Below are 19,091 nucleotides of genomic sequence, written 5' to 3' on the forward strand. Positions count from 1 at the left end.
GACACAAGATAGATACCTCGGCATGCCATCCTGAACGCCATGTCGCGCGTTATGACCGTATTGGCTGGAAACCGGCCGCTTTTCAAGGAGAAGGCAATGACTGTTCGTCGTACCTGGTTGGCTGCAGCAGCCTCGGCGGGAGTGGCCATGGCTTTGATGCTGGGCGCCACCAGCGCCCAGGCGCGCAACGATGTGACCTGGTCGGTAGGCATAGGCGTGCCTGGCGTCGTGCTGGGCGCAAGCAATGCGGGCTCGGTGTATTACTCGGCGCCGCCGGTGTATTACGCACCTGCGCCGGTCTACCGCGCGCCGCCACCCGTGTATTACACGCCGCCGCCGGTGGTCTATGCTCCCCCGGTGGTGTATGCGCCGCCGCGCCCCTACTGGGGGGGCCGCCACGAGCGCTGGGAACACAGGCATGGCCGTCGCGATCACCGTGACCGCCGCGACTGGCGCTGAGCATCGCCGCAGTGCGTATCGACGGCCCCGCGCGGGGCCGTTTTCGTCGTGGGGCCCATCGCATAATCGGCGCTCTCTCTGAAAGCCCTGCCCATGTCCGAAGCTGTCCATGTCCTCAACGGCCCCAACCTGAACCTGCTGGGCACGCGCGAGCCGCAGGTCTATGGCGCGCATACGCTCTCGGATGTAGAGCGGCTGTGCGAGGCGGCCTGCGCGCGGCATGGCTTTTCCATGGTGTTTCGCCAGAGCAACCGCGAGGGCGTGCTGGTGGACTGGATCCACGAGGCCGGGCGCGAACACGCCGCGGGCACGCTGGCAGGCGTGGTGCTCAACGCCGGCGCCTACACGCACACCAGCGTGGCGCTGCTCGATGCCATCAAGGGCACGGGCGTGCCGCTGATCGAGCTGCACATCAGCAACGTCTTTGCGCGCGAGTCCTTTCGGCACCATTCCTGGATTTCGCCCGCCGCGCGCGGCGTCATCTGCGGGCTGGGCGTGGCGGGCTACGCGCTCGCGATCGAAGCGATCGCCCAGTGGTAGCCCTGCCCGTGACACCGCCCGCGTCGGTGCTGCGGCTGGCGCAGCGGGCGCGCTGCATCCGCACCCCGCTGGCGGACAGGGAAGGCGCCGTCGTCTGGCATGTCTGGGGCCAGGCGGCGCACGCCCATCCGCCGCTGGTGCTGTTGCATGGCGGCAGCGGCAGCTGGACGCACTGGCTGCGCAACATCGATGCGCTGGCCGCCAGCGGCCGCGAGGTCTGGGCGGTGGATATTCCGGGCTTTGGCGATTCCGGCGCCGTCGGGCAGGATGTGGATGCGGTGATAGAGCCGTTGCACCAATCGCTGCAAAGCCTGTTTGGCGAGCAAGTCTGCGATCTGGTGGGGTTTTCCTTTGGCGCGATGACGGCCGGCCTGCTGGAGGCGGCGCATCCCGGGCGCGCGCGCCGGCTGGTGCTGGTCGGCGCGCCGGCGCTCACCGAGCAGCGGGCCAACCGGGTCACTCTGCGCGGCTGGCGGCATCTGGCCGATGGGGAAGCGCAGCAGCGCGTGCACCGCCACAACCTGGCGGTGCTGATGCTGGCGGATGCCGGCCGGATCGACGATGCGACGCTGGCGCTGCACGCGCACAACGTGGCGCGCGACCGCATGCAGCGCCGGCGCCTCTCCAACACCGACATCCTGGCGCGCGCGCTGCGCCAGGTGCGCTGCCCGGTCCATGTGATCTACGGCGAGCACGATGCGCTGTACCTCGGGCGGTTTGACGAACTGCAGGCGGCCGTGCGCGCCACCGGCTGCGATGGCCGTGGCTTCACTTTGGTACCCGATGCGGGGCATTGGGCGCAGTACGAACAGCCGCAGGCGTTTGACCGGGTCTTGCTCGGCGCGCTGGGCGCTACGCCCGCCTGAGCAGCACCGCGCCGATCGCCACCACCACGCAGGCCATGGCGGCCAGGTCCTGCCAGTGCGGCCACTCGCCGATCACGAAGGGCGCGCTCAGAATGCCGATGATGGGCACCGCCATCACGCTCATCGCGCTGGTCGTGGCCGGCAGCACGCGCACCAGGGCGAACCAGATCACCTGGGCCAGGCCGTAGTTGATGAACACGCCCCAGATGAGACTGGCCCAGACCGGTGCGCTGAAGCTCCAGCGCTGCGGCGGGTCCAGCCACAGCGCCAGCGGCACCAGGGCGGCGGTCGCCAGCACCATCATCCACACCAGCAGCGTTTCGGCGGGCAGCGTCAGCCGCGCGCGGCGCATCCAGATCGTGCCCAGCGCCCAGCAGAAGGCCGCGCCCTGCATCCAGGCGATGCCGGCCGGCCGCCCGGCGATCTGCGCCAGCTCGTTCCACAGCAGCAGCGCGATGCCCGCGAGCACGGCGGCCACCGCGATCATCAGCCGCGCGGTGAGCTTTTCGCCATAGAACAGCACCGACAGCAGCACCGTCCACACCGGCATGGTAAAGCCCAGCGTGGCGGCGCGCCCGGCCGGCAGCTGCGCCACGCCGATGATCGAGAGCGCATGCCAGCCGAGAATGTTGGGCAGGCCCAGCACCGCCACCGCGCGCCATTCGACCCAGCCGCGCGGCATCAGGCGTATCCGCCGCGTGGCAAAGTAGCCCGCCAGCGCGAGCGCGCCCAGACCCATGGTGAGCGCGCGAAAATACAGCGGTCCCATCTCGCGCAGCGCCACTTTCATCACCGGCCAGTTGATGCCCCAGGCGAGCACCAGCAGCGTGAGACCGATCAGCTGGCGGCGCGAGAGAATGGGCATGGAGGACGGGCGGATGCAGGGCAATGGCAGGAGACGCCGATGGTAACGATGTCGCTCGTGGATGAGCGCGAGGTGGGTTTCAGCGCCATGCGCGCGCAGGGCGCGGGCGGGCAGAACGTCAACAAGGTGTCCAGCGCGGTGCATCTGCGTTTTGACATTGCCGCATCGTCACTGCCCGACGATGTGAAGCAGCGGCTGCTGGCGCTGCCCGATGCGCGCATCACCGACGCCGGCGAGGTGGTGATCCGCGCGCAGCGCTACCGCACGCAGCAGGCCAACCGGCTCGATGCGCTGCAGCGGCTGCAGGAACTGGTGGCGCAGGTGGCGCGCCCGCCCCGGACACGGCGCGCCACCCGGCCCACACGCGCCTCGCGCGAGCGGCGCCTGCAGGCCAAGCGCGAACGCGGCGCGGTCAAGGCGCTGCGCTCCGGCACAGGGAAATTTGAATGAAAAATGGTGTTTGCTCTTGTCCATCAAGCGCTGAAAGCTATCTTTTGAATAGCTATACGCCAGGGAATCAGCGCGTGCCGCTGTTGACGATGGCGTGCAGCCCCGCGCCGTCGACGATGCGCACCTGCCGGTGCTTGACCTCGATCAGTCCGTCCTCGGCAAAGCGCGAGAAGGTGCGGCTCACCGTCTCCAGCGTCAGCCCCAGGTAGCTGCCGATCTCCTCGCGCGTCATGCGCAGCACCAGTTCGGCCTCGGAGAAGCCGCGCGCATGCAGGCGCTGCAGCAGGTTCAGCAGAAAGGAGGCGACGCGCTCCTCGGCGCGCATGCTGCCCAGCAGCAGCATCACGCCGTGCTCGCGCACGATTTCGCGGCTCATGATCTTGTGCACGTGGGTCTGCAGCGCGGGCACCTCGTGCGAGAGCGATTCGATGCGGTCGTATGGCATCTCGCAGACCTCGGCGTCTTCCAGCGCCAGCGCGTCGCAGGTGTGCTCGTCCGAGACGATGCCATCGAGCCCCATGATCTCGCCCGCCATCTGGAAGCCCGTCACCTGCTCGCGCCCGTCGTGCGTGGTGATGCGGGTCTTGAAGAAGCCCGAGCGTATGGCGTAGAGCCCGCTGAAGCGTTCGCCGCGCGAATACAGCGCATCGCCCTTTTTCACGCGCTGGCGCGTGGTGACCAGCGTGTCCAGGCGCTCCATGTCGGCGGCGCTGACGTCGACCGGCATGCACAGCTCACGCAGGCTGCAGCGCGAACAGGCGATCTGGAGGGCGCGGTGGGGCATGGCGTTGGCTCGGTCGTGGCGTAGGCGCTCATTCTAGGCAAGGGCGCAGCAATCTTGATGCCGATCAAGGACACCGGATGTCCGGCGGACGACAGTAGCGTTGACCATGCCGATGATTACCCCCGAGCTGATCCAGCGGTTCGACGTCTCCGGACCCCGCTACACCTCCTACCCGACGGCCGATCGTTTCGTCGAGGCCTTCGGCGAGGACGATTACCTGCAGGCGCTGCGCCAGCGCGGGGTGGGCTCCAGCCCGGCCGCCCAGCCGCTCTCGCTCTACGTGCACCTGCCGTTCTGCGAATCGCTGTGCTATTACTGCGCCTGCAACAAGATCATCACCAAGCACCACGAGCGCGCCGCGCCCTACCTGGGCTATGTCGAGCGCGAGCTGGATTTGCATGTCAAACACCTGGGCGGCGCCGGCCAGCCGGTCAGCCAGCTGCATTTCGGCGGGGGCACGCCCACCTTCCTGAGCGACGAAGAGCTCTCCGGGCTGATGGACATGCTGCGTCGGCGTTTTGCCTTCGCGCCCAAGGGCGAGTATTCAATCGAGATCGATCCGCGCACCATCAGCGCCGAACGCCTGCAGGTCATCCGCGCACTGGGCTTCAACCGCCTGAGCTTCGGCGTGCAGGACTTCGACCCCGAGGTGCAGAAGGCGGTGCACCGCGTGCAGCCGGCGGAGCAGGTGTTCGCGCTGGTCGCGGCGGCGCGCCGCATCGGCTTCGATTCGATCAACGTCGATCTGATCTACGGCCTGCCCAGGCAGACGCCCGAGTCGTTTGACCGCACCCTGGCTCAGGTGGCCGAGCTGCGGCCCGACCGCATCGCGCTCTACGCCTATGCGCACCTGCCGGCGCGCGTCAAGTCGCAGCGCCACATCCGCGCCGCCGACATCCCGGCGGCCAGGCACAAGATCGCGATGCTGTCGCACTCGATCGCCATGTTCGAGCAGGCGGGCTATGTCTACATCGGCATGGACCACTTCGCGCTGCCGGGCGATTCGCTGGCGGTGGCCAGGCGCCAGGGGCGGCTGCACCGCAACTTCCAGGGCTACAGCACGCAGCCCGATTGCGATCTGATCTCGCTGGGCAATTCCGCCATCGGCAAGGTGGGTGCCACCTACAGCCAGAACGCCAAGGATTTGCTGCAGTACCAGGACATGCTGGACCACGGCCACCTGCCCATCGTGCGCGGCGTGGCGCTGTCGCGCGACGACGTGCTGCGCCGCGCGGTCATCAACGCCATCATGTGCCAGGGGCGGGTGCAGTTCGAGGCGATTGAAGCCGCGCACCTCATCGACTTTCGCAGCACCTTCGCGCCCGAACTGGCCCGCCTGCGCACGATGCACGACGATGGCCTGGTGCATCTGAGCGCCGATGCGATCGAGGTCACGCCGCTGGGCTGGTTTTTCGTGCGCGGCATTGCCATGGTGTTCGACCGCTACCTGCAGGCGCAGGAAAGCCGGGCGCAATTCTCCAAAATCCTCTGAACCGGCAGGCTTTGCACTGGCGCTGACGGCCAAGCCTGCGTAGGATGGCGGGTTTCCTTGGCTTCATGGCGCAGGTGGACGTGAGAACACGGGACAGGGACGAGCGCATGGCGGGCAGCGGCACGGCGGGCGGTGACACGGTGGGCGGCAACTGCCCGCGGCGGCAGGCATGACGGCGGCCCTGCTGCTGGCATGGCTGATGGTTGCGGCCCTGGCGCTTGCCATGGCAGCGGCCTGGCTGTCCCTGCGCAGGAAGGCGCGGCGGCTGCAGGAGACCGAGCAGGTGCTGCGCCAGATCATCAGCGAGATGCCGGTGGCCCTGTGCATGGTCGATGCGGACTTGCGCATCTATTACCGCAACCAGCGGTTTCTGGACCAGCTCGGCTTTTCCGAGCAGGACGTGCCCAGTCTGCGCGAGTGGGCGGTGCAGGCCTACCCCGACCCGGCCTACCGCGACGAGGCGGCGGCCCAGTGGAAGCGCAGCAAGGCGGCTGCGGTGAACGGGCAGATCGCCGCCCGGCCCTACCGCATCACCTCGCGCGACGGCGCGCACCATGTGATGGACGTGGCCGGGATGGTCTTTGGCGAGCGGCTGCTCGTCACCTTCGAGGACCATACCGTGCACTTGGCGCAGAACGAGCTGCTGCGCAAACTGGCCTATGTGGACGCGCTGACCGGCGTGCCCAACCGCCGCAGTTTTGATGAAGCGCTGGCCCGTGAATGGAGCCGCTGCGGCCGCAGCCGTCTGCCGCTGGCGGTGCTGATGCTGGATATCGACCACTTCAAGGCCTACAACGACAGCCACGGTCACGCGCGTGGCGATGCCTGCCTGCGGCAGGTGGCGGCGGCGCTGTCGGCCTGCCTGGGCCGTGGGCCGGACCTGCTGGCGCGCTACGGCGGCGAGGAATTCGTCTGCCTGCTGCCGCAGTGCGACCTGTCCGGCGCCCGTGCGGTGGCCGAGCGGCTGCGCCAGGCGGTGCTGGAGCAGCAGATCGCACACCCGCGCTCGCCGGTGGCGCCGGTGCTCACCATCAGCGTGGGCATTGCCTGTGTGGTGCCGCAGGCAGGCGGCGATCCGGCCGCTCTGGTGCGCCAGGCCGATGCCGGCCTGTACCGGTCCAAGTCCCAGGGGCGGAACGCGGCCCTTGAGGCGCTGCAGTGTATTCAAAATTAATAGCATTAAACGTATGTCAGGCATGAAAAAAACAAGTTTCCAATCAGATAATCCAGCGCCATGCCAGTCCCTGTCCAATTGATGTCTGCCCAACCCGCCGACTGGCCGGTCGCGGACGGCTGGGCGGCGCTGGTGCGCGCGTTCTTCGAGGGCGAGCGCGGGCGGGGCCTGCTGGATTTCCTCGGCCAGCGCCTGGCGGCTGGCGCGGCGATTTTTCCGCCCCAGCCGCTGCGCGCCCTGCAGCTCACCGCGCCCGAAGCGGTGCGCGTCGTCATCCTGGGCCAGGACCCTTACCACGGCCGCGGGCAGGCCGAGGGGCTGGCGTTTTCCGTTGCGCCGGGCGTGCCGCTGCCGCCCTCGCTGCGCAACATCTTCAAGGAGCTGCAGCGCGATCTGGCCACGCCCTGGCCGGCGTTTCCCGCGCCCGGCGGTTCTCTGGCGCACTGGGCCGGCCATGGCGTGCTGCTGCTCAACACCTGCCTGACGGTGGAAGAGGGCCAGCCCGCCAGCCACGCCGACAAGGGCTGGGAACTGCTCACCGACGCGGTGATCCGCCACGTGGCCGAGGGCGAGCGGCCTGTCGTCTTCATGCTCTGGGGCAGCCATGCGCAGGCCAAGCGCGCGCTGATACCGGTGGATCGCGGCCACCTCGTGCTCTGCGCCAACCACCCCTCGCCCCTGTCGGCGCTGCGCCCGCCCGTGCCCTTCATCGGCTGCGGGCACTTCGGCAAGGCGCGGGCGTTTCGCCAGCAGCACGGGTATTGACGCGGGCCGGGCGCTCTCCCGCAGCCGGTGCCGACGCTGTAAGCTTGCGGGCGCGAAAGGAGACAGCACATGCCCATGCACGATCCCAAGGAATTGCGCCCGCCGCGCAGACGCGGCGGTGGCGCCTGGCTGGTGGCGCTGGTTCTGCTGCTCGCGGCGGCGGGGTTCGGCTGGAACTGGTGGCACGGGCGGCAGGCGCCGGCGGCGGTGCCTGCGGCCGTTGAGCAGCCTGCCGCGGCGCCCGTGGCGACGCAGCCCCCGGAGCCGCAGCCGGAACTGCCCGCAGCCCCGCAAAACCCGGTGGAAGAGCCCGAGGGCGCGCAGCCCGCGCTGCCGGCGCTCGCGGATGCCGATGCCGAAGTGGGCAAGGCCTTGACTGAGCTGCTGGGCGCCAGGCGTGTGGGCGCCTTTCTGCAGATCGACGGCTTTGTGCGCCGTGTGGTGGCGACCGTCGACAACCTCGCACGTGATCAGGCGCCGGCCCGCATGTGGCCGGTGCACCCCATGCCGGGGCGCTTCGCGGTGCAGAAGGCCGGCGGCACGGAACAGATCGCCGACGTCAATGCGCAGCGCTACGACGCTTTCGTGGCATTTGCCGAGGGCGTTCCGGTGGAGGCGGCGGTGCGCCTGTACGCCCGGCTCTACCCGCTGTTCCAGGTGGCGTATGAGGAACTGGGCTTTCCGGGCAAATACTTCAACGACCGGCTGGTGGCCGTGATCGATCACCTGCTGGCGGCGCCCGAGCCGCAGGGGCCGGTGGCGGTGCATCTGGTGCAGGTGGAAGGGCAGGTGCCTTCGCTGCGCCCCTGGGTGCGCTATGAGTATGTGGATCCGCAGCTGCAGGCGCTCTCCGCCGGGCAGAAGGTCATGGTGCGCGCCGGCCTGCAGAACGAACGCCGGCTCAAGGCCGTGCTCGGCAAGGTGCGCGCCCGCGTTGCCAAGGTGCCCGCGGCCAGGCCGTAGCCCGCGTCAGCCCGGCGCTGCAGCCGGGCGAAAGAACGCATTCAGCAGCGGCATGAGCGTGGGAAACTCCCGCTCAAACCCCGCCGGATCAACGAAATACGCCTCGCAGGCGACGGCGAAGAACTCGGCGGGCGCGGTTGCGCCGTAGGCGTCCAGCCAGGGCCAGTCGCCGCCAAAGCGCTCGGCCATCGCAACCTGTTCGCGAAAGCGCTGGTAGGCCACCGTCCAGGTGCGCCGCCACAGGCGCCGGCCGGCGCGCAGGGTGGCGCTGCCCATGAAATGCAGCGGCAGCGGCGGGCAGCCGTTGGCATGCCCGGCGCGCATGTCGATCTTGTGCATGAACTCGTGGATCACCACGCTGCTGGCGCGCCGGCCGGCCTCCTGCACCGCGGGCCAGACCAGCATCACCGGGCCATGCTCCATCGCCTCGCCCAGCAAGGGTTCGTTGTAGTGGTGCACCACGCCCGCGGCGTCCATGGTTTCGCGGTGCGCCAGCGCCTCGCTTGGGTGCACGACGATGCCGACGAAGTCGCCGTACCAGCGCAGCGCATTGCGCGGCTCGCCCCAATGCAGCAGCGGCAGGCAGGCCTGGGCGGCGATCGCCACCGCCATCGCATCGGTGACGGCCAGGCCATGCGCGCCGGTGAATTCCTTGTGCCGCAAGAACAGCGCCGCGAGCGCGCGCAGCTTGGCCTGGTCCTGCAGCGGCAGCGCCGCGAGAAACGGGTAGTGCGCGAGCGTGGGCAGCCACAGCGCATCATCGATGACCGGCACGGGCGCCAGCAGCCGTTGCAGCCGCGTGGCGAGGCGGGTGAAGAGGCGCGGCACTAGACCGCGTCCAGCGGCAGCCGCCCGGCGCCCCGCGCGGTCAGGCGCAGCACCCCGGCGCGAGGCTCGGCCGCGTCCAGATCCCAGTCGGTCAGCACGAGGCGCGTGACGCCGGGCGCGAGCTGGTGGTCCGCCGGGCGGTGGGTGTGGCCGTGCACGAGGCAGGGCGCCTGCGCGGCGCGCAGCCAATCGAGCGCCGCGGCGCTGTCCACGTCGCCATAGGCCGCGCCCGATTGCTTGCGCGCCTCGCTCTCGCTGCGGATGCCGCGCGCCTGCGCGCGCCGCACGGCCAGGGGCTGGGCGAGCACGCTGGCTTGCCATGCCGGATCGCGCACCATGGCGCGAAAGCGCTGGTAATCCCCGTCATCCAGGCATAGCGCATCGCCGTGGCTCAGCAGCCAGCGCCGGCTGCCGAGCGTGAGCAGCGTGGGGTCGGCCAGCAGCGTGATGCCGGTGGCGCGCGCAAAGCCCTGGCCCACCAGAAAATCCCGGTTGCCGTGCATGAAGTACAGCGCGCGCTGGCGGCCGGCCTTGGCGAGCAAGGTGCAGACTTCGCCTTCAAAGCTGCCGGGCTCGGTCATGGCATCGTCGCCGACCCAGACCTCGAACAGGTCGCCGAGGATCAGCACCGCATCGGCCGGCGTGCGGTCCAGGTAGCTGGCGAGCCCCTGCAGCGTGGCCGGGTGCGCCGCGTCCAGGTGCAGGTCCGAGAGGCAATCAACGGCCCGCCAGCTGCTCGGTGCCGTCAGTGCGGCGATGGGCGGCACCGGCATGCCCTGCCGCTCAGAGCGCGACGGCCTTGTCGATCACGACGGTGTCGAACGGCACGTCGTCGTGGTGGCCCTTGCGCGTGGTGCGCACGCCCTTGATCTGGTCCACCACGTCCTGGCCCTGCACCACCTTGCCGAACACCGCATAGCCCCAGCCCTGGCCCGAGGGCGCGGTGTGGTTGAGGAAATCGTTGTCCACCACGTTGATGAAGAACTGCGCGGTGGCGCTGTGCGGGTCGCCCGTGCGCGCCATGGCGATGGTGTACTTGTCGTTCTTCAGGCCGTTGGCGGCCTCGTTGCGGATCGGCGCATCCGTGGATTTTTGCTGCATGTCGGGGGTGAAACCGCCGCCCTGGAGCATGAAATTCTTGATCACGCGGTGAAAGATGGTGCCGTCGTAGTGGCCCTTGTTCACGTAGGCGAGGAAGTTGGCGGCGGATTCGGGCGCCTTGTCGGTGTCGAGTTCGAGCACGATCACGCCGGGTGTGGCGGTTTCGGCCATGTTGATGGTGACGTTCAGCTGGACTTGCGGGTGGTTCATGGTGTTTTCCTCAGGGTAAGACAGTGGCGGATTCGATCACGACGGGTGTCGCGGGTACGTTCTGGAAGGGGCCGCGGTTGCCGGTGGCAACCGCCTTGATCTTGTCAACCACCTCCTGCCCCTCGACGACCTTGCCGAACACCGCGTAGCCGTGGCCGTCGGGGCTGGGGGCGTTGAGCATGTCGTTGTTCTTGACGTTGATGAAGAACTGCGAGGTGGCGGAATTCGGGTCGCCGGTGCGCGCCATGGCGATGGTGTACTGGTCGTTTTTCAGGCCATTGCCGGCTTCGAGCGGGATGGGCGCTCGCGTGGGCTTTTGCGCCATGTCGGGCGTAAAGCCGCCGCCCTGGATCATGAAGCCGTTGATCACGCGGTGAAACACCGTGCCGTCGTAGTGCTTGTCCTTGACGTACTGCAGGAAATTTTCCACTGTCCTGGGCGCCTTGGCCGGGTCGAGCTGGACCACGATGTCACCCAGGCTCGTCTTGAGCTTCACCCTGGGCGCGGCCTGCTCCGCGGCCTGCAGCGGCAGGCCCAGCGCGCCTGCGGCGCCGATGAAAATGGCCTGCGCGGCCGCCCGTCTGGAGATCATCAGTTATTCCTCAATGAAAAAAGCGCCGGCGATGGCTGGCGCAGGGTGTGCCGGTCGTTGCACCGCCAATGGGCGGTGCGTCACCGGAGAATGGATTCCCGCGCGATCTTCCAGGTTCCCGCCTGCTGCACCAGCGCCAGCTCCTTGCGTGTCTGCAATTGCAGCGCATCGCCCTGGTAGGCCTGATGGAATTGCGCCACCGCCTGCCGGCCCCGTAGGGCGATCTGCAGGTCTGAAAGCCGCACGTCGATGTGCGATTTGTTGCGGATCTGGGTGCGCTTGCGTTCTTCCCAGGCCTGGCGCGACAGCGGGCTTTCCGGGACGAAATCGCTGGCGTAGCTGCCCAGAAATCGCGGCACGTCGCGCTCGGACCAGGCCTGCGCCCAGGCCTCTATGGCCTTGGCCACGGCCTGGCTGTCGGGCGCCGGTGCGCCAGGCTGCGCGGCGGCAGCGCTGCCGTGTTCGGCGGTGCTTGCCGGCGCCGGGGCAGGCGCCGCGCCTGCGGCAGCGGCGGTTGTGGCGGGTGCGGCGGCCGGCGCCTCGCTGGACTTCGCCGGTGCCGCGCCTGCGCCGCCCGGGGTGTCAAACAGCTCCTGGATCAGCGCCAGCTTGCGTTGGGTGCCATCGCCCGCGCTGGCATTGAGCCGCAGCGCCTGGTGGTAGGCCTGCGCCGCCAGGCGGGCGTAGATGTCGCCTAGGTTCTCCTGCGCCGTGGCGTAGCGCGGGTTGCTGCGCACCGCCATCTCCAGCGCCACGCGCGCCTTGTCGAGCTGGTTGTCCTGGGCATACAGCACGGCCAGGTTGTTGTAGGGCTCGGGCAGCTCGGGGTAGTCGCGGATGAGCTCGTTGAAAGTCTCGATCGCCGCCTTGGCCTGCTTGCTTTCGCTCTGCGCCACGCCGCGCAGGAAGATCAGCTGCGGATCCTTGGGCGTGGCCGCCAGGCGTTGCTCCACCAGCACCTGCGCCTGGGCGGGCTGGCCGGCCTTGAGCAGGCTGGTGATGTCGCCGTAGTCGGCCGCCTGCGCCGCCGATGCGGCCAGCAGCGCTGCCGCTGCCGCCAGCTGCAGAAAACGGGGGAGGGAGAGGCGGGCGAAAGGCATGGAGATTCTCCGGGTGCGGGAGTGCGTGGAATCTGTGCGCGGGACCCGCGATTTATACTGCGGCGGATTCTATCTGAGGGGGTCTCCCGGCCCGCCGGCCGGCGCGGGCGGCGCCTTTGTCCACACCATCCATGAGTCTGCGTATCTACAGCACGCTTGCGCGTGCGGTGCAAGCTTTCGCCCCGTTGCAACCCGGCCATGTGCGCATGTATGTCTGCGGCATGACGGTCTACGACCTGTGCCATCTCGGCCATGCGCGCTCGATGATCGCGTTCGACGTGGTGCAGCGCTGGCTGCGCGCCTCCGGCCTGGCGGTGACCTATGTGCGCAACATCACCGACATCGACGACAAGATCATCCGCCGCGCGGTGGAAAACGGCGAGAGCATCCGCAGCCTGACGGACCGCATGATCGCCGCGCTGCACCAGGACGCCGATGCGCTGGGCGTTGAGCGCCCCACGCACGAGCCGCGCGCCACCGACTACGTGCCGCAGATGCTGGGCATGATCGGCCGGCTCGAACACAAAGGCCTGGCCTACCAGGCGGGGCAGGGCGGCGACGTGAATTTCGCCGTGCGCCAGTTTCCGGGCTACGGCAGGCTCTCGGGCAAGTCGCTCGATGAGCTCAACGCCGGCGAGCGCGTGGCGGTGCAGGACGGCAAGCGCGATCCGCTGGATTTCGTGCTGTGGAAGTCCGCCAAGCCCGAGGAGCCCGACGAGGTGAAATGGCAAAGCCCCTGGGGCGCCGGGCGCCCGGGCTGGCATATCGAATGCTCGGCCATGGGTTGCGCGCTGCTGGGCGAGAGTTTCGACATCCATGGCGGCGGCGCCGATCTGGCGTTCCCGCACCACGAAAATGAAATCGCGCAGAGCGAGGGGGTCACCGGCAAGCCCTTCGCGCAGGTCTGGATGCACAACGGTTTCATCAACGTGGACAACGAGAAGATGTCCAAGAGCCTGGGCAACTTCTTCACCATCCGCGACGTGCTCAAGGTCTACGACGCCGAGACCGTGCGCTTTTTCGTCGTGCGCAGCCACTACCGCAGCCCGCTGAATTACAGCGACGTGCACCTGGACGATGCGCGCGCCGCGCTCAAGCGGCTGTACACCGCGCTGTCGCTGGTGGCGCCCGAGGCGGTGGAGATGGACTGGAGCGAGCCGCACGCCGCGCGCTTCAAGGCGGCGATGGACGAGGATTTCGGCACGCCCGAGGCGGTGGCTGTGCTGTTCGAGCTGGCCGCGGATGTCAACCGCAGCCGGTCGGCGCGGACCGCTGGCCTGCTGAAGGCGCTGGGCGGCGTTCTGGGTCTGCTGCAGGGCGATCCGCAGGCCTTTCTGCAGGCCGGCAGCCCATTGGATGAAGCGCAGATCGCGGTGCAGATCGCCGCGCGTGCCGCCGCCAAGGCCGCCAAGAACTGGGCCGAGGCCGACCGCATCCGCCAGGAGTTGCTGGCGCAAGGCGTTGCACTCAAGGACGGCCCCGGCGGCACGACTTGGGAGGCGGTCTGAATGTCCAACATGGAAATAGGGCTAAAACGCAGATGGGACGGTCGGTGATAGCTATCAAAACCGTTAATTCCGAACCGGATTACTGGACCGATGCCTGCAAGCACCTGGCCCGGAAAGACCGCGTGCTGCGCCGTCTGATCCCGCAGTTCGAGAACGCCGCCCTGCAGCCCCGGCAGGACGCGTTCGCGACGCTGGCGCGTTCCATCATCGGCCAGCAGGTCTCGGTGGCGGCGGCCTCCAGCATCTGGGAGCGCTTTGCCAGGCTCTCGCGCAAGGTCACGCCCCGGCGCGTGCTGCTGCTCAAGGTGGACGACATGCGCGCCGCCGGCCTGTCGGCGCGCAAGGTGGATTACCTGGTGGATCTGGCGCTGCACTTCAGCGACGGCCGCCTGCATGTGCAGGATTGGGCGCGGATGGAGGACGAGGCCATCATCGCCGAGCTCACCGCCATCCGCGGCGTGGGCCGCTGGACGGCCGAGATGCTGCTGATCTTCCACCTCGCGCGGCCCAATGTGCTGCCGCTCGACGATGTGGGCCTGGCGCGCGGCATCAGCCGCCACTATTTCTCGGGCGAGGCGGTGAGCCGCAGCGAAATCCGCGAGGTGGCCCAGGCCTGGGCGCCCTGGTGCAGCGTGGCGAGTTGGTATATTTGGCGCTCATTGGATCCGCTTCCGGTCTGAATTGAAGTCCGGTCCGCGGCGGGCGCGCCCCACGTGCCGGCGCCCGAGGAGAGAACAACTTGGCAAAAAAAACCTTCCTGGATTTCGAGCAGCCGATTGCGGAGCTTGAAACCAAAATCGAGGAACTGCGCTACGTGCACAACGAAAGCGCGGTCGATATTTCCGAAGAAATCGGCCAGCTCACGAAAAAGAGCCAGCAGCTCACCAAGGACATCTACAGCAGCCTGACACCGTGGCAGATCACCAAGATCGCGCGCCACCCGGACAGGCCCTACACGATGGACTACGTGAACGAAATCTTCACGGACTTCATCGAAATGCACGGCGACCGGCACTTCGCCGATGACCAATCCATCGTCGGCGGCCTGGCGCGCTTCAACGGCAACGCCTGCATGGTCCTGGGCCACCAGAAGGGGCGCAGCACCAAGGAGCGCGCCGCGCGCAACTTCGGCATGACGCGCCCCGAGGGCTACCGCAAGGCACTGCGCCTCATGAAGACGGCGGAAAAATTCAAGCTGCCGGTGTTCACCTTCGTCGATACGCCGGGCGCCTTCCCGGGCATCGATGCCGAGGAGCGCGGCCAGTCCGAAGCCATAGGGCGCAACATCTTCGAGATGGCGCAGCTGGAAGTGCCCATCATCACCAGCGTGATCGGCGAGGGCGGCTCGGGCGGCGCGCTGGCCATCAGCGTGGCCGATCAGCTCATCATGCTGCAATACTCGATCTACTCGGTCATCAGCCCCGAGGGCTGCGCCTCCATCCTCTGGAAGACCAGCGACAAGGCGCAGGACGCCGCCGAGGCCATGGGCATCACCGCGCACCGGCTCAAGGCGCTGGGCGTGGTGGACAAGATCGTCAACGAACCCGTGGGCGGCGCGCATCGCGACCACAAGCAGATGGCCGCCAGCTTGAAGCGCGCGCTGGGCGACGCCTGGCGCCAGGTGGCCGATCTCAAGGTGAAGGAACTGCTCGAGCGCCGCTACGAGCGCCTGCGCAGCTATGGGCGCTTTACCGACACCAAGGCCGACGCGCACTGATTCGGCGGCCGCGGACTGAATGGCCTGGTGCCAGCGGCATGACGCAACTCTTTGATGCAGCCATTGCCGCGTTTTCGCCCGGCCTGCCGCTGGCCGTGGCCCTGAGCGGCGGGGCCGATTCCACCGCCTTGCTCGTCGCCTGCGCACGCCGCTGGCCGGGGCAGGTACGGGCCTTGCATGTCCACCATGGGCTGCAGGCGGCGGCCGATGGCTTCGTGCGCCACTGCGAGCAGCTGTGCGCCGGGTTGCGCGTGCCGCTGCAGGTGGCCCATGTCGATGCACGCCACGCGCAAGGCGAGAGCCCGGAGGACGCAGCTCGGCGTGCAAGGTACAAGGCTTTTGAGGATCTGGCGCAGGCCAGTCAATCGCTATCAGCTATCAAAAATATTGCACTGGCCCAGCATGCCGACGATCAGGCGGAAACCCTGCTGCTGGCACTGTCGCGTGGCGCGGGTGTCGCCGGGCTGGCAGCGATGCCGGCGCGCTGGCAGCAGGGCGGGATCACCTTCCACCGTCCCCTGCTCGCCGTGGCGGGCGCCGACATCCGCGCATGGCTGCAGGCGCAGGGCGTGGGCTGGACCGAAGACCCGAGCAACCAGGACGAGCGCTACACGCGCAACCGCATCCGCCACCGGCTGCTGCCCATGCTGGAGCAGGTGTTCCCGCAATTTCGCGATACCTTTGCGCGCTCCAGCCGCCACGCGGCCCAGGCCGCGCAACTGCTGCAGGAGCTGGCCGAGGAAGACCTGACGGCCGTGGGCGTGCCGCCCGCCCTTGCGGCGCTGCGGGGGCTGAGCGCAGCGCGTCAGGCCAATGTGCTGCGCCACTGGCTGCGCCAGCACCATGCCACCACGCCCACCGCAGCCCAGTTGCAGGCGCTGCTGGTGCAGATCGCGGCGTGCACCACGCGCGGACACCGCATCGATCTCAAGGTCGGCGGCGGCTTTGTGCGGCGCGAAGGCGCGCTGCTGCATTGGTACAATTTCCGGCTGTCCTGAATTCACCCCAGGCGCCGCCAAGCCGGGTATTCCGAGCATCTGGCGCCGCACCACGCACACTCTCATGGCCTTGTACGTTCACAAATACGGTGGCACCTCGATGGGCTCCACCGAGCGCATACGCAATGTCGCGCGGCGCGTCGCCAAATGGGTGCGGGCAGGCCACCAGGTGGTGGTCGTGCCCAGCGCCATGAGCGGCGAAACCAACCGCCTGCTCGGCCTGGCCAAGGAGCTCGCCCCCGGGCGTGCCAGCGACGCCTACCACCGCGAACTCGACCAGCTCGCCGCCACCGGCGAGCAGGCATCGTCCGCCATGCTGGCCATCGCGCTGCAGAGCGAGGGCCAGCAGGCCGTGAGCTTCACCGGCTGGCAGGTACCGGTGCGCACCGACAGCAGCTACACCAAGGCGCGCATCGAATCGATCGACGACAAGCACATCCGCGCCGAGCTCGATGCCGGCAAGGTGGTCATCGTCACCGGCTTTCAGGGCATAGACGCGGGCAACAACATCACCACGCTGGGCCGCGGCGGTTCGGACACCTCCGCCGTCGCCATCGCCGCCGCCGTCAAGGCGCACGAATGCCTGATCTACACCGATGTGGACGGGGTCTACACCACTGACCCGCGCGTCGTGCCGGAAGCCAAACGCCTGAAGACGCTGAGCTTCGAGGAAATGCTGGAAATGGCCAGCCTGGGCAGCAAGGTGCTGCAGATTCGCTCGGTCGAATTCGCCGGCAAGTACAAGGTGCCGCTGCGTGTGCTCTCCAGCTTCACGCCCTGGGATATCGCCATCAACGAAGAGGCCGCATCCGGCACCCTGATCACCCTTGAGGAAGATGAACAAATGGAAAAAGCCATCGTCTCCGGCATCGCCTTCTCGCGCGATGAGGCCAAGATTTCCGTGCTCGGCGTGCCCGACAAGCCCGGCATCGCCTACCAGATCCTCGGCGCCGTGGCCGACGCCAGGATCGATGTGGACGTGATCATCCAGAACCTGAGCAAGGACGGCATCACCGATTTCAGCTTCACCGTGCCGCGCGGTGACCTGGAGCGCGCCAGCGCGCTGCTGCGCGAGAAGGTGCTGCCGCAGCTGGGCACCGACCAGCTCGTGAGCGATGCGCACATCGCCAAGGTCAGCATCGTCGGCATCGGCATGCGCAGCCAGGTGGGCGTGGCCAGCACCATGTTCCGCACGCTGAGCGAAGAAGGCATCAACATCAAGATGATCTCCACCAGCGAGATCAAGACCTCGGTCGTGATCGACGAAAAATACGTCGAACTCGCCGTGCGCGCCCTGCACAAGGCGTTTGGGCTTGACCAGTGACGATCCGCCTGAAATTGTGACGGATTGGCCCGCGAACTCAGGCATAATCGCGGGTTCCTGGAGACGTGACCGAGTGGCCGAAGGTGCTCCCCTGCTAAGGGAGTATGGGGTGTTGAGCCTCATCAAGGGTTCGAATCCCTTCGTCTCCGCCAAGGATAAAGCCTAAGTGATTGATTCATTTGGGGTTTTTCTTTTTGTATTGAGCCAGCATGCCATTAGGTATGCCATGTCGTCCCGGCTGCAGTAGGCGCTTGCTGGAAATGTCTGGACACGTGCGCAGGTGTGCTGACCTTGCAAACAGTCTTTGGTGACGAAAAGGCGCTTCACTTCACCGCCTTCATCAATTTCCCAAAGCCGTCCACCACGTCGTACTTGGCGTTCTCCGGCGCAAAGCGGCGGTTCATCTCATCGAAGGACTTGCGGGCGCACTTGATCTTGGTCTCCTCGATCTTGCGCAGATCCATCGAGGCATCGTTCCCTTGGTTTTCGCGACGAAGCAGATGTGCCTGACCGGGCCTTCCCTGAAGCTGATGGCCCGGTCGGGTTGTAGTCGCCGACTGGCGTCGGGATCAGAAAACCGCGTGGCAGCCTGGCGTACCCCAGTTGTTGCCAGGGCTGATGGATGGGGTCCGGCACTTCGTGCTTGCGCCACGCAGGCAGGGGCGCAGCTTTCCTCGTGAAGTCAAGCGTTCCATACGCAGCAAGTACCCACGAAAGAAAATGCCAGTCAGGACTTAACGAACTGGCATTGCGCATCAGCGGGCCTTTTTTCGGGTGCCACAATGCCGTAATGGATGCAATCGTCAGACAAGCCATTGCGAAGTGGCCTCGGGTTCCTGCGTGCTTTGGCTGGCTCGGGTTGGATGCGCGCGGCCGGTGGTATCTGCGGGATGCGGCAACACAGGCCAAGGGAAGCTTTCGCGTCTCGAAGGGAGACTGGCTGCGCCACGTCAAGCTTCTTGCGTTCATCGGGCGCAACTATCTGGCGGACGAGAGGGGGCGCTGGTTCTTCCAGAATGGCCCGCAGCAGGTCTTTGTTGAGCTTGAGGCCACGCCCTGGGTGTGGCGCATCAGCGCTGATGGCGAGATTCGGTCACATACGGATCAACCAGCAACTGCTGAGCAGATATTGCTGGATGAGCAGGGCCGGGTGTACATCGCCACTGCTATAGGGCTGGGCATTGTGCACAGCCTCGATGTCCCCACGGTAGCTGCATTGCTGGAGCAAGGCAGGCTGGCAGCGCCAGAGGATGTTGTTGCGCAAACCCTTCCAGCGCGGTTTGGATATGTCGTGTCACCAGCCTACGACCCGGTTCAACGGTAGACGCCTCCGAGGGTTGCGGAGGGGGCCCTGA

At 67.5% G+C, this 19,091-nt stretch carries 23 protein-coding genes and 1 tRNA gene; 16 read left to right on the plus strand and 8 right to left on the minus strand.

Annotated features, from left to right (window positions below):
• Positions 1-96 precede the first annotated feature (96 nt).
• The 3 genes from K320_RS0112715 to K320_RS0112725 all read left to right on the plus strand — a co-directional run bounded on the left by K320_RS0112715 (position 97) and on the right by K320_RS0112725 (position 1,865).
• Complete coding sequence (locus tag K320_RS0112715) at positions 97-459, plus strand: hypothetical protein (protein ID WP_024539224.1); 363 nt, start codon at positions 97-99, stop codon at positions 457-459.
• 93 nt (positions 460-552) lie between these two features.
• Positions 553-999, plus strand: a complete 447-nt coding sequence (gene aroQ / locus K320_RS0112720) for a type II 3-dehydroquinate dehydratase (protein ID WP_024539225.1) — start codon at positions 553-555, stop codon at positions 997-999.
• A complete protein-coding gene (locus K320_RS0112725; RefSeq protein ID WP_029696116.1) occupies positions 993-1,865 on the plus strand; it encodes an alpha/beta fold hydrolase in 873 nt (290 codons plus the stop codon). The genes aroQ and K320_RS0112725 overlap by 7 nt, the downstream gene beginning before the upstream one ends.
• Here the strand turns inward: K320_RS0112725 and K320_RS0112730 are convergent.
• Entirely contained in the window at positions 1,852-2,730 is an 879-nt protein-coding gene (locus K320_RS0112730) for a DMT family transporter (protein ID WP_024539227.1), read from the minus strand. The genes K320_RS0112725 and K320_RS0112730 overlap by 14 nt on opposite strands.
• Before the next feature lie 39 nt (positions 2,731-2,769).
• On the opposite strand from K320_RS0112730, the gene arfB reads away from it, so the two are divergent.
• On the plus strand, positions 2,770-3,180 hold the full coding sequence (gene arfB / locus K320_RS0112735; protein WP_024539228.1) for an alternative ribosome rescue aminoacyl-tRNA hydrolase ArfB: 411 nt from the start codon (positions 2,770-2,772) through the stop codon (positions 3,178-3,180).
• Between the two features lie 67 nt (positions 3,181-3,247).
• Here the strand turns inward: arfB and fnr are convergent, their stop codons facing one another.
• Entirely contained in the window at positions 3,248-3,964 is a 717-nt protein-coding gene (gene fnr / locus K320_RS0112740) for a fumarate/nitrate reduction transcriptional regulator Fnr (protein ID WP_024539229.1), read from the minus strand.
• A gap of 106 nt (positions 3,965-4,070) precedes the next feature.
• Here fnr and hemN point away from each other — a divergent pair, with 106 nt between their 5' ends.
• The 5 genes from hemN to K320_RS0112765 all read left to right on the plus strand — a co-directional run bounded on the left by hemN (position 4,071) and on the right by K320_RS0112765 (position 8,358).
• Entirely contained in the window at positions 4,071-5,456 is a 1,386-nt protein-coding gene (gene hemN / locus K320_RS0112745) for an oxygen-independent coproporphyrinogen III oxidase (protein WP_024539230.1), read from the plus strand.
• 44 nt (positions 5,457-5,500) lie between these two features.
• A complete protein-coding gene (locus K320_RS19660; RefSeq protein WP_281172644.1) occupies positions 5,501-5,629 on the plus strand; it encodes a hypothetical protein in 129 nt (42 codons plus the stop codon).
• The gene (locus tag K320_RS18410) at positions 5,626-6,630 is read left to right on the plus strand and encodes a diguanylate cyclase domain-containing protein (RefSeq protein ID WP_024539231.1); all 1,005 of its coding nucleotides are present in this window, start codon (positions 5,626-5,628) and stop codon (positions 6,628-6,630) included. The genes K320_RS19660 and K320_RS18410 overlap by 4 nt, the downstream gene beginning before the upstream one ends.
• A 60-nt stretch (positions 6,631-6,690) precedes the next feature.
• Positions 6,691-7,395 (plus strand): uracil-DNA glycosylase, encoded by a 705-nt coding sequence (locus K320_RS0112760; RefSeq protein WP_024539232.1) that lies wholly within the window; start codon positions 6,691-6,693, stop codon positions 7,393-7,395.
• Between the two features lie 69 nt (positions 7,396-7,464).
• Entirely contained in the window at positions 7,465-8,358 is an 894-nt protein-coding gene (locus K320_RS0112765; protein ID WP_024539233.1) for a DUF3014 domain-containing protein, read from the plus strand.
• Positions 8,359-8,364: 6 nt separating this feature from the next.
• Here K320_RS0112765 and K320_RS0112770 read toward each other — a convergent pair whose 3' ends face one another.
• The 5 genes from K320_RS0112770 to K320_RS0112790 form a co-directional block, all read right to left on the minus strand.
• Positions 8,365-9,186, minus strand: a complete 822-nt coding sequence (locus K320_RS0112770; RefSeq protein WP_024539234.1) for a M90 family metallopeptidase — start codon at positions 9,184-9,186, stop codon at positions 8,365-8,367.
• Positions 9,186-9,959 (minus strand): UDP-2,3-diacylglucosamine diphosphatase, encoded by a 774-nt coding sequence (locus K320_RS0112775; RefSeq protein WP_024539235.1) that lies wholly within the window; start codon positions 9,957-9,959, stop codon positions 9,186-9,188. The genes K320_RS0112770 and K320_RS0112775 overlap by 1 nt, the downstream gene beginning before the upstream one ends.
• A 10-nt stretch (positions 9,960-9,969) precedes the next feature.
• The gene (locus K320_RS0112780; protein ID WP_024539236.1) at positions 9,970-10,497 is read right to left on the minus strand and encodes a peptidylprolyl isomerase; all 528 of its coding nucleotides are present in this window, start codon (positions 10,495-10,497) and stop codon (positions 9,970-9,972) included.
• Positions 10,498-10,507: 10 nt separating this feature from the next.
• Complete coding sequence (locus K320_RS0112785) at positions 10,508-11,089, minus strand: peptidylprolyl isomerase (RefSeq protein ID WP_024539237.1); 582 nt, start codon at positions 11,087-11,089, stop codon at positions 10,508-10,510.
• Between the two features lie 80 nt (positions 11,090-11,169).
• The gene (locus K320_RS0112790; RefSeq protein WP_024539238.1) at positions 11,170-12,189 is read right to left on the minus strand and encodes a nuclear transport factor 2 family protein; all 1,020 of its coding nucleotides are present in this window, start codon (positions 12,187-12,189) and stop codon (positions 11,170-11,172) included.
• A 131-nt stretch (positions 12,190-12,320) separates the two neighbouring features.
• Here K320_RS0112790 and cysS point away from each other — a divergent pair, with 131 nt between their 5' ends.
• The 6 genes from cysS to K320_RS0112820 all read left to right on the plus strand — a co-directional run bounded on the left by cysS (position 12,321) and on the right by K320_RS0112820 (position 17,888).
• On the plus strand, positions 12,321-13,697 hold the full coding sequence (gene cysS / locus K320_RS0112795; protein WP_024539239.1) for a cysteine--tRNA ligase: 1,377 nt from the start codon (positions 12,321-12,323) through the stop codon (positions 13,695-13,697).
• A gap of 32 nt (positions 13,698-13,729) precedes the next feature.
• Positions 13,730-14,377, plus strand: a complete 648-nt coding sequence (locus tag K320_RS0112800; protein ID WP_051384913.1) for a DNA-3-methyladenine glycosylase family protein — start codon at positions 13,730-13,732, stop codon at positions 14,375-14,377.
• A 59-nt stretch (positions 14,378-14,436) separates the two neighbouring features.
• Positions 14,437-15,414, plus strand: a complete 978-nt coding sequence (locus K320_RS0112805; RefSeq protein ID WP_024539241.1) for an acetyl-CoA carboxylase carboxyltransferase subunit alpha — start codon at positions 14,437-14,439, stop codon at positions 15,412-15,414.
• Between the two features lie 38 nt (positions 15,415-15,452).
• On the plus strand, positions 15,453-16,412 hold the full coding sequence (tilS, locus tag K320_RS0112810; RefSeq protein ID WP_024539242.1) for a tRNA lysidine(34) synthetase TilS: 960 nt from the start codon (positions 15,453-15,455) through the stop codon (positions 16,410-16,412).
• Positions 16,413-16,476: 64 nt separating this feature from the next.
• The gene (locus K320_RS0112815; RefSeq protein ID WP_029696118.1) at positions 16,477-17,736 is read left to right on the plus strand and encodes an aspartate kinase; all 1,260 of its coding nucleotides are present in this window, start codon (positions 16,477-16,479) and stop codon (positions 17,734-17,736) included.
• Positions 17,737-17,795: 59 nt separating this feature from the next.
• A tRNA-Ser gene (locus tag K320_RS0112820) sits at positions 17,796-17,888 on the plus strand.
• A gap of 171 nt (positions 17,889-18,059) precedes the next feature.
• Here the strand turns inward: K320_RS0112820 and K320_RS19540 are convergent.
• Positions 18,060-18,200, minus strand: a complete 141-nt coding sequence (locus K320_RS19540) for a hypothetical protein (RefSeq protein WP_245593881.1) — start codon at positions 18,198-18,200, stop codon at positions 18,060-18,062.
• A 326-nt stretch (positions 18,201-18,526) separates the two neighbouring features.
• On the opposite strand from K320_RS19540, the gene K320_RS0112830 reads away from it, so the two are divergent.
• On the plus strand, positions 18,527-19,060 hold the full coding sequence (locus K320_RS0112830) for a DUF2946 family protein (RefSeq protein WP_024539243.1): 534 nt from the start codon (positions 18,527-18,529) through the stop codon (positions 19,058-19,060).
• Positions 19,061-19,091: the final 31 nt, after the last annotated feature.

Origin of the sequence: Comamonas badia DSM 17552 (assembly GCF_000484635.1) — a bacterium.
In the GTDB taxonomy this organism is placed as follows: Bacteria; Pseudomonadota; Gammaproteobacteria; order Burkholderiales; family Burkholderiaceae_C; genus Comamonas_C; species Comamonas_C badia.

Coding starts and splice junctions, on each gene's coding strand:
- K320_RS0112715 (WP_024539224.1), top strand. CDS start 97: ATGACTGTTCGTCGTACCTGGTTGGCTGCAGCAGCCTCGGCGGGAGTG.
- aroQ (WP_024539225.1), top strand. CDS start 553: ATGTCCGAAGCTGTCCATGTCCTCAACGGCCCCAACCTGAACCTGCTG.
- K320_RS0112730 (WP_024539227.1), bottom strand. CDS start 2,730: ATGCCCATTCTCTCGCGCCGCCAGCTGATCGGTCTCACGCTGCTGGTG.
- arfB (WP_024539228.1), top strand. CDS start 2,770: ATGGTAACGATGTCGCTCGTGGATGAGCGCGAGGTGGGTTTCAGCGCC.
- fnr (WP_024539229.1), bottom strand. CDS start 3,964: ATGCCCCACCGCGCCCTCCAGATCGCCTGTTCGCGCTGCAGCCTGCGT.
- hemN (WP_024539230.1), top strand. CDS start 4,071: ATGCCGATGATTACCCCCGAGCTGATCCAGCGGTTCGACGTCTCCGGA.
- K320_RS19660 (WP_281172644.1), top strand. CDS start 5,501: ATGGCGGGTTTCCTTGGCTTCATGGCGCAGGTGGACGTGAGAACACGG.
- K320_RS18410 (WP_024539231.1), top strand. CDS start 5,626: ATGACGGCGGCCCTGCTGCTGGCATGGCTGATGGTTGCGGCCCTGGCG.
- K320_RS0112760 (WP_024539232.1), top strand. CDS start 6,691: ATGCCAGTCCCTGTCCAATTGATGTCTGCCCAACCCGCCGACTGGCCG.
- K320_RS0112765 (WP_024539233.1), top strand. CDS start 7,465: ATGCCCATGCACGATCCCAAGGAATTGCGCCCGCCGCGCAGACGCGGC.
- K320_RS0112775 (WP_024539235.1), bottom strand. CDS start 9,959: ATGCCGGTGCCGCCCATCGCCGCACTGACGGCACCGAGCAGCTGGCGG.
- K320_RS0112780 (WP_024539236.1), bottom strand. CDS start 10,497: ATGAACCACCCGCAAGTCCAGCTGAACGTCACCATCAACATGGCCGAA.
- K320_RS0112785 (WP_024539237.1), bottom strand. CDS start 11,089: ATGATCTCCAGACGGGCGGCCGCGCAGGCCATTTTCATCGGCGCCGCA.
- K320_RS0112790 (WP_024539238.1), bottom strand. CDS start 12,189: ATGCCTTTCGCCCGCCTCTCCCTCCCCCGTTTTCTGCAGCTGGCGGCA.
- cysS (WP_024539239.1), top strand. CDS start 12,321: ATGAGTCTGCGTATCTACAGCACGCTTGCGCGTGCGGTGCAAGCTTTC.
- K320_RS0112800 (WP_051384913.1), top strand. CDS start 13,730: ATGGGACGGTCGGTGATAGCTATCAAAACCGTTAATTCCGAACCGGAT.
- tilS (WP_024539242.1), top strand. CDS start 15,453: ATGACGCAACTCTTTGATGCAGCCATTGCCGCGTTTTCGCCCGGCCTG.
- K320_RS0112815 (WP_029696118.1), top strand. CDS start 16,477: ATGGCCTTGTACGTTCACAAATACGGTGGCACCTCGATGGGCTCCACC.
- K320_RS19540 (WP_245593881.1), bottom strand. CDS start 18,200: ATGGATCTGCGCAAGATCGAGGAGACCAAGATCAAGTGCGCCCGCAAG.
- K320_RS0112830 (WP_024539243.1), top strand. CDS start 18,527: ATGGATGCAATCGTCAGACAAGCCATTGCGAAGTGGCCTCGGGTTCCT.